The following is a 966-nucleotide window of genomic DNA, read 5'->3' as shown; positions in this document are numbered from 1 at the left end:
ATTCAGGAGGCCTACATTCAGGGCATCTCGACGCGCTCAGTCGACGATCTCGTCAAGGCGATGGGGATGAGCGGTATTTCCAAGAGTCAGGTGAGTCGCCTGTGCGAAGAGATCGACGTCAAGGTGAAGGCGTTTCTGGATCGTCCCATCGAGGGCGATTGGCCATACCTGTGGATCGATGCCACCTACCTGAAGGTCCGTCGTGGCGGTCGTATCGTCTCCGTCGCCGTTATTATTGCCGTCGGCGTCAACAGCGACGGGCGGCGCGAGGTTTTGGGTATGGAAGTCGGCACGTCCGAAGCCGAGCCAATCTGGACGGACTTCCTGCGCAGGCTCACGCGGCGAGGTCTGCGCGGTGTGAAGCTCGTCGTTTCCGATGCCCATGAGGGCCTCAAAGCTGCCGTCACCAAGGTGCTCAGCGCCACCTGGCAAAGATGCCGGGTTCACTTCATGAGGAATGTGCTCGCACATGCGGGCAAGAGCGGCAGGCGCGTCGTCTCCGCCTTCATTGCCACGGCCTTTGCCCAGGAGACACCCGAGACAGCAAGCGCTCAATGGCGCAGCGTCGCGGATCAAATCAGGCCAAAAGTTCCAAAACTCGCTACCATCATGGACGACGCTGAAGAAGATGTGCTCGCCTACATGACCTTCCCGAAAGAGCATCGGGCCAAGCTGCACTCGACAAACCCGATCGAGCGCCTCAACGGCGAGATCAAGCGACGCACCGAGGTCGTCGGCATCTTTCCCAACGACGACGCCATCGTCCGCCTCGTTGGCGCATTGTTGCTTGAGCAAAATGATGAATGGGCCGTGCAGCGTGCCAGGTACATGACACTTGAGACAATGGCATCAATGAGTGATGATCCGCAAATCAGCCTGCCTGCAGTAGCACGCTGATATCCCCTCCGGCTCTCGCCGGGAAGCGCGGCCCCAGCCGAATGCTACACCACTCCCTGGGACGTCATC

At 59.7% G+C, this 966-nt stretch carries 1 protein-coding gene; it reads left to right on the top strand.

The annotated features are described in order from the left end of the window. Window positions 1-897 (top strand): IS256 family transposase (locus ACPYOP_RS32900; protein WP_481414379.1); only part of this gene is annotated, 897 nt, incomplete at its 5' end. Window positions 898-966: the final 69 nt, after the last annotated feature.

The sequence above is a fragment of the Rhizobium sp. KNZ2-6A genome (assembly GCF_056755475.1).
This window is presented reverse-complemented; position numbering and strand designations above follow the sequence as displayed.